General features: G+C 70.9%; 7 protein-coding genes and 2 pseudogenes. All 9 read right to left on the bottom strand.

Annotation, left to right across the window (positions count from 1 at the left end; all coding sequences use genetic code 11):
• Positions 1-375, bottom strand: a pseudogene (locus tag ACIQOV_RS23400) (putative baseplate assembly protein); the annotation flags it as partial.
• On the bottom strand, positions 372-812 hold the full coding sequence (locus tag ACIQOV_RS23405) for a GPW/gp25 family protein (protein WP_401051361.1): 441 nt from the start codon (positions 810-812) through the stop codon (positions 372-374). The pseudogene ACIQOV_RS23400 and the gene ACIQOV_RS23405, both read right to left, overlap by 4 nt.
• Entirely contained in the window at positions 809-1141 is a 333-nt protein-coding gene (locus ACIQOV_RS23410; RefSeq protein ID WP_359900772.1) for a hypothetical protein, read from the bottom strand. Before ACIQOV_RS23410 ends, ACIQOV_RS23405 begins: the two co-directional genes overlap by 4 nt.
• 14 nt (positions 1142-1155) lie before the next feature.
• Positions 1156-1665, bottom strand: a complete 510-nt coding sequence (locus ACIQOV_RS23415; protein ID WP_401051365.1) for a phage baseplate assembly protein V — start codon at positions 1663-1665, stop codon at positions 1156-1158.
• A gap of 22 nt (positions 1666-1687) precedes the next feature.
• Complete coding sequence (locus tag ACIQOV_RS23420) at positions 1688-2845, bottom strand: hypothetical protein (protein ID WP_401051368.1); 1158 nt, start codon at positions 2843-2845, stop codon at positions 1688-1690.
• Positions 2838-3197, bottom strand: a complete 360-nt coding sequence (locus ACIQOV_RS23425; RefSeq protein WP_401051370.1) for a hypothetical protein — start codon at positions 3195-3197, stop codon at positions 2838-2840. Before ACIQOV_RS23425 ends, ACIQOV_RS23420 begins: the two co-directional genes overlap by 8 nt.
• On the bottom strand, positions 3197-3829 hold the full coding sequence (locus ACIQOV_RS23430; RefSeq protein WP_401051373.1) for a hypothetical protein: 633 nt from the start codon (positions 3827-3829) through the stop codon (positions 3197-3199). Before ACIQOV_RS23430 ends, ACIQOV_RS23425 begins: the two co-directional genes overlap by 1 nt.
• 5 nt (positions 3830-3834) lie before the next feature.
• Entirely contained in the window at positions 3835-4419 is a 585-nt protein-coding gene (locus ACIQOV_RS23435) for a hypothetical protein (protein ID WP_401051372.1), read from the bottom strand.
• Positions 4420-4439: 20 nt separating this feature from the next.
• Positions 4440-5966: pseudogene (locus ACIQOV_RS23440) on the bottom strand (hypothetical protein); the annotation flags it as partial.

Here is a 5966-nt window from a genome sequence, read left to right on the forward strand (position 1 = left end):
CCTCGGGTCGAAGCCCGGGTACGGGCGGGGGCCCGGCCGGCCGTAGGCGTCCGCCTCGACCACGGTCAGTCGGTAGCGGGAGGTGTCGCCGGTGCGGTCGAGGGTGACGTGCATCCGGTCGTCCAGCTCCTGGTCGTCCGCGCGCTCGATGTCGACCGCGACGGCGCGCAGGCCGGTGATCCGCCGGCCGCCGTCGACGCGGATGTTCTCCGGGCCCAGCTCCTGCGGCGCCCGGCCGAGGAAGGTCACGCTCAGCGTGCGCCCGTCGTCCTCCAGCTCGGCGCCGTCCACGCCCAGCAGGTGCGCCGCGCGCACGTCGGCGCGCCGCAGTTCCGTCCCGCACCGTGCCGTCGGACGTTCGGATCGCCCGGTCATGCCGCCACCCCGCCCTCGAAGACGTCCTGCCGCTGGGTACCGGTCCGGCGCACGACGTACGCCAGCTCGACCCGCACCACGTTGTCCTCGCTCTCCACGTCGAGCGCGGCGACCTCGATGACGTCGCCGAGCCACCGCTGCAGCGCCGCCTGGACGGACAGTTGCAGGGTGGCCGCCAGCTCCGGGCTGTTCGGCGCGAAGACCAGGTCGAGCAGCCCGCAGCCGAAGTCCGGGTGCATGACCCGCTCGCCCGGGCTGGTGAACAGCAACTGCTCGATCAGGTCGCGCACGTGGTCGTCGTACGCCGCCTCGGCGGTGCGCCCGCGGCTGTCGATCCGGAACGGGAACGCGATGTCCGTCCGGGCCGGGCCGGGCAGCGGAGCCGTCGGCTGGGCGCCGGGCCCGTCGAACTGTGCGGTGCTCGTCGGGGTGCTCATACCCCCACCGCCCGCTGCTGGACGACGGTCACGACCGGCGGCCCCTGAGGGACCTGCTCGGCGCTCTGGCACAGCCCGACGGCGGACTGCGGCAGCGCGGGGGAGCCGTTCACCCGGATCCGGGCGGACGGCACCACCCAGCGGATCGTGACGCAGGGCTGGGGCTTGCCGGCCACGGTGAACGGGCAGCCGGTCACGGTGTACAGGTCGGCCGTGCTGGTGACGGCCTGGCCGGCGACCAGCACCCGGGCCTGGGCGGGCAGGGCCGTCGCCTGGGCGCCGTGCGGGCAGGTCACCGTCGCATTGACGTGCAGCAGATTTCCGGGCACGAGTCTCTCCCCCGTCAGGTCACGCTCAGGGCGTCCTGGTTGATGGAAACGGTGGCGCCGACGAGCGAGATCGAGGCGCCCTGGCCGTTGCTGATCCGGATGCCCGAGTCGTTGATCACGATCGAGGCCCCGCTCGGTGTGTGGAGGGTGATCCCCGTGGTCGGGTCGTCGGACAGCACGATCGCCCGCCGCCCGGTGGTCTCCAGCACCTGGTTCGGCACGCCCGGCGGGCCGGTCGTCGCCTCCACCGGCACCTCGGAGGCGGAGCCGTACCAGCAGCCCGTCCAGATCGGATAGCTCTGGTCGCCCTGCTCGAACTCCATCCACACGCCCGCCCCCACCGGCGGGACGGCGTAGTGCCCCATTCCCGGGCCGGCCACCGGGAAGCAGGGCATCGCCCAGGTCGACGCGACCTCGCCCAGCACGTCGGGCACCTGGGCCTGGATGCGGCCGATCCCGAGCGGGTCGACGTTGTTCACCACCGTCCCCCGGAACTTGCCGAGGTAGCGGGTCGGTTCGGCCATGTGGGCAACTCCTGCTGCAGCGTCAGGGGACGACGGTCGGCTGGAGGGCGATCAGGCCCTCGCGGGTCAGTGTGAAGTTCTGGGTGTACGAGCCGCGCTTGAGGTTGTGGGTGACGCTCTTGACGAAGTACAGGCCGTCGTAGGTGAGTCCGGCGCCGCGGACGCCGACCAGCTCGCGCGGCCGCAGCACGTGGCCGTACCGGACGACGTCGAGCTGGCCGGAGCCCGAGACGGCGTCCGCCGACTGCATCGCCTTGGCGATGGTCTCGGCGACGGCCTGGGAGCTGTCCTTCTTGGCGGTGTCGGCGATGACCTTCTTCTTCAGCGCCGGCGCGGGCCTGAGCGCGAGCGGCGGACGCAGGATGCTGACCTCCGGCACCGGCAGGACGGCGGACACCTTGGTCGCCGGGAACTGGACGCGGGCCTCCGGCTCCTCGCGGGCGGTCCCGTCGAAGGCGAAGGTGAGCTGGTCGACGTTCGACAGCGCGTCCATGTTCACGTTCAGCGCGTGCTGCGGCACACCGAGCCGGATCTCCGGGCCCCAGTAGCCGCGGCTCATCCCGGGGGCCGGGCCGGGGTCGAGGTAGAACACGTAACCGTTGGCCTTCGCCAGCTCGTTGACGTACCCGAGGTCGGTGCCCTTCTGGAAGTCGATCCGCCGGGTCGGCATCGGCGTCTGCGGCACCAGCTCGGGGATGACCAGCGGCACGATGCCGTACTGCCCGTACTTGGCGATGATCGCGGCCACCCGGGCCGCCGGGGACATCGCGGGGAACGGCACGCCGGCCTGCTCCTCCAGGTCCATCAGCACCGTCAGGTCCTCGCCGGTGACGGTGAGCGTGGACTGGCCGGGCTGGTTGCTGATGCCGACCTCCTGGCGGATGATCACACCGTCCATCAGCACGGTCGGGGTGCCCGTGACGGTCACCATCAGCACGACCCTGACCTTCGGGTCGAAGAAGCCGCCCGGCAGCAACGCGGTGTTGATCAGACCGTGCTTCGACAGGTCGAAGGCCAGCTGGAACCCGCTGCGCTGCCCGGAGGCCACCGTGACCTGCGCCGACAGCAGCGCGTCGGTCACCGGCTGCGGCACCGGCACCGGGAGCTGCGGGCCCATCAGCAGGCTCAGGTGGATCGACCCGATCGGCCCGCCCCCCGTGACGGCCGAGGCGTCAGTCATTCCCCACCCCCGGCCCGGGCACCGCGCCGGGTAGCGCGATGGTGATCCGCCGGCCCGGGGTCGCGGTCAGCTCCCGCGGATCGAGGACCGGATTGGCGTCGGCGATCCGCCACCACCGGTCGGCGCTGCCGAGGTAGCGGTAGGCCAGCAGGTCGGGGCGGTCGCCGGCGCTGACGGTGTGCTCGGCGAGCGGGGTCAGGCCGTCCGCACTGGGCAACAACCGCCGCTTGAGGAAAGGGACGTGCCGCCCGTTCGGCTCGGTGTGCAAGACGACCGGGATGCCGTGGTACCGGCTGGTCAGCGGGTACGGCGAGGGCGCGGGCAGCGCGTTCGGCGGGTCGTTGACGGTCATCAGAACCCCCCTCCGAGGCCGAGCGCGCCCAGCCGGCCACCGGCCGTCGTGCCGACCAGCCGCTCCTTCTGCGCCAGGTGTGCGAGGTACAGCTCCGCCCCGCGGTGCCCGGTCGGCAGATCACTGACGGTCAGGACGCGCAGGCCGATCGCGACGGCGGCCCTGATCGGATTCAGCTCGATGTCGAACGCCTCCTCGGTGATGGTCAGTTCGGTCAGCCGCACCGGCAGGATCCGCTTCCCACCCCAGGTGAAGAGGGTCAGCGGGGCCTCGATCGGGGTGATCTCCAGCGTCCCGAGCGCGGCCAGCGCCTGATTGCTCCGCAGCTGCGCACTGGCCGGCTGCACCAGCAACTCCAAGGTGGCCAACTGCGGATGGATCCCGTTCGGCGCCGGCACCTCCAGCTGGTCGGTGGCGTCCAGCTCCGCCGTGAACTTCCACGTCTCCACGGCTGGACCCTTCAGCCGCAACGCCTCCGTCCGGTCCCCGCTCCCGTCGGCTCCTGCCACCTGCGGGGCGAGCGACCGATCCAGGCTGTCGGGGTTGAACTGCAGCACGACGATCCGCTGCGGCGTCCCCCGCTGCGGATCGACGATGACCAGCCCGGCCCTGATGGGCTTGGGGGCGTCCATGTACGTCACGTCGCTGCCATCTCCTCAAGCACGGACCGGGCGATGTCGGCCACCTCCTCGTCCTGCTCTTCGTCCAGCAGTTCCTCCAACAGCGGCGCGTAGGCGGGCCACGGCTCGTACGTGATCGCCCACACCGCGTTCTTCCGGACCTCCGGCTGATCGCTCCGCAGAGCGCGGCGGACGCTCCGGAAGAATTCCTCGTCGAATTCCACCGGTGCTCCCAGCCCCAGACGCAGGACCTCCGCCGCGTAGGTGTCCGGATCCGCCTCGGGGTCGGCACTTCGGACGAGTTCGGGGAGCCGCCAGGTGTTCAGCGTGGACTCCGCGAGTTCCACCGTGCTCCGGATGACCTTCTCGTCCGAACCGGTGATCATCACATAGAAGAAACCGGAGAGGAGATCCTCGCAGTAGGTGAGGACGATGGCCGGGCCGACGTACCAGGAGATCTGGCGGGGCGTCCATTCCTCGGGGTCCGCGGGAATGTCGATGCGCCGCGGCCAGCCGATCAGCGCGGCCAGTTCCTCCACGGCGGATTCGTCGGCGTCGTCCCGCAGGACCAGCCGTCGGCTTCGGTCGAAAATCTCGGTCATCGGTCGATCACCTCGGGGAGCTACTTCAGTCCGTACAAGTGGAAAAGCTTTTCGCGGATCCGGCCCTTGAGTTGTTCGAGAGTGGTGATCTCGCTTCCTTTCTCGGTCTTGATGTCAAGGGACTTGATCCACATCTGGATCACCAGGATTTCACGGTTGGCCAGCCCCTGGATGTTCTTTCCGTTGAAGGCCTTCTCGCTCGTGTCCGCACCCGATTCACGCTCCTTCGCGCGCTGCCGGTCGAGCGTCCTGGCCTGCTCCATGGCACCTCCCCCCTCCATCGGGAGGTACTTCAGCGCCTCGGCGACGGGCATCGCCTCGCCCCGGTGGACCCGGAGGCCGGGGAGGCTGGTCTTCGGGTCGGCGGTCGGGGCGACCCCGGAGACCCGGCTGCCCTCGGCGGCCATCTGCAGCAGCATCCCCGAGTGGATGATCGACCGATCGTTCCGGTGGACCTCCTTGCCCATGATCAGGCTGCCGAGGAACGCGGCGTCGCGCCCCACCTGCCCGTCGACCCGGCCGCCGGCGGCCATCGTCCGGACCCCCTCGACCACCTCGCGGTTGTGGTCGGGGTCGTTGAGGATCCGTTCGGCGATGCCCTCCTTGAACGTGCCGGCACGGTTCTTGCGGCCCCGGTAGCGCAGATGCTCCTCGGCCTGGCCGTTCTCGTGCTGCCGCTTGATCACGGCCCGCTGGAGGCGCTGGGCGCTCTCGACCGCCCGGAGGCTCTCCTGCTCCTCCTTGTCGGCACCGGCCGCGATCCGCTTCTGCTGGGCGTTCCGCATCTTGTTGGTCTCGCGCAGCACGGTGTGCGTGACGGCGGCCGGGGTCCGGTCGGGCCCGTCCTCGAACTCGAACACGTCGTGTGCGCTCTCGTTCGCGTGGTCGAAGCCCGCCATGCTCGGGCCCTGATGGTTCATGAACCGGGCCATCGAGGCGAAGCCGACTCCCTGGGGGACTCCGAACCGCCGTTGGTCCGCCGCGGAATCGTCGTCCTTCCGGTGGATCCGGTTCGCACCGCTGACGGTCCGGGAGTGGTTCAGGATCTCGGCGGACAGCTCGTCGAGCATCGCCAGCAGGTCCCGCTCGTCCAGGGTGAGCGCGTCGGTGAGCTTCACCTGCGGATTGAGGGTGGCCGTGACGGCGAAGTTCCTGTCGCCCTCGATGCCCAGGCTCGACAGCCGGTACCACATGCGCATCGCGGCGAGCAGCGCCCGCAGCACCGGGCCCCGGACGCCTCGGTGGAGCAGGCGCTGGATCCGTGGCCGGATGCGGGCGGCGATCAGGTCAAGGCGGTTCTGCTTCGCCTCCGGCGAGTTCTCGTGGGCGCGGCGCTGGGCGCGTTGCTGCTGGCGCTTCCGGTGCCAGGCACGCAGGCGGTCGCGCTGCTTGCGGTAGGCGTCGCGGAGCCTGTGCGCGCCGTTGGTGAGGGCGCGGCCCAACGTGCTGTCGAGGAGCTTGCGGCCGAGGGTGCGCGCGGCCGTCCGCACCCGGTTGAGGGCGGCCTTGACGGTCTGGCGGGAGGCGTTGAGGGCGCGTCCGACGGG

Source organism: Kitasatospora sp. NPDC091257 (assembly GCF_044757675.1).
Lineage (GTDB): Bacteria > Actinomycetota > Actinomycetes > Streptomycetales > Streptomycetaceae > Kitasatospora > Kitasatospora lactacystinica.

Bases quoted from the DNA above. Each gene is read 5' to 3' on its own strand.
- ACIQOV_RS23405 (WP_401051361.1), bottom strand. From the start codon at position 812: ATGAGCACCCCGACGAGCACCGCACAGTTCGACGGGCCCGGCGCCCAG.
- ACIQOV_RS23415 (WP_401051365.1), bottom strand. From the start codon at position 1,665: ATGGCCGAACCGACCCGCTACCTCGGCAAGTTCCGGGGGACGGTGGTG.
- ACIQOV_RS23420 (WP_401051368.1), bottom strand. From the start codon at position 2,845: ATGACTGACGCCTCGGCCGTCACGGGGGGCGGGCCGATCGGGTCGATC.
- ACIQOV_RS23425 (WP_401051370.1), bottom strand. From the start codon at position 3,197: ATGACCGTCAACGACCCGCCGAACGCGCTGCCCGCGCCCTCGCCGTAC.
- ACIQOV_RS23430 (WP_401051373.1), bottom strand. From the start codon at position 3,829: ATGGACGCCCCCAAGCCCATCAGGGCCGGGCTGGTCATCGTCGATCCG.
- ACIQOV_RS23435 (WP_401051372.1), bottom strand. From the start codon at position 4,419: ATGACCGAGATTTTCGACCGAAGCCGACGGCTGGTCCTGCGGGACGAC.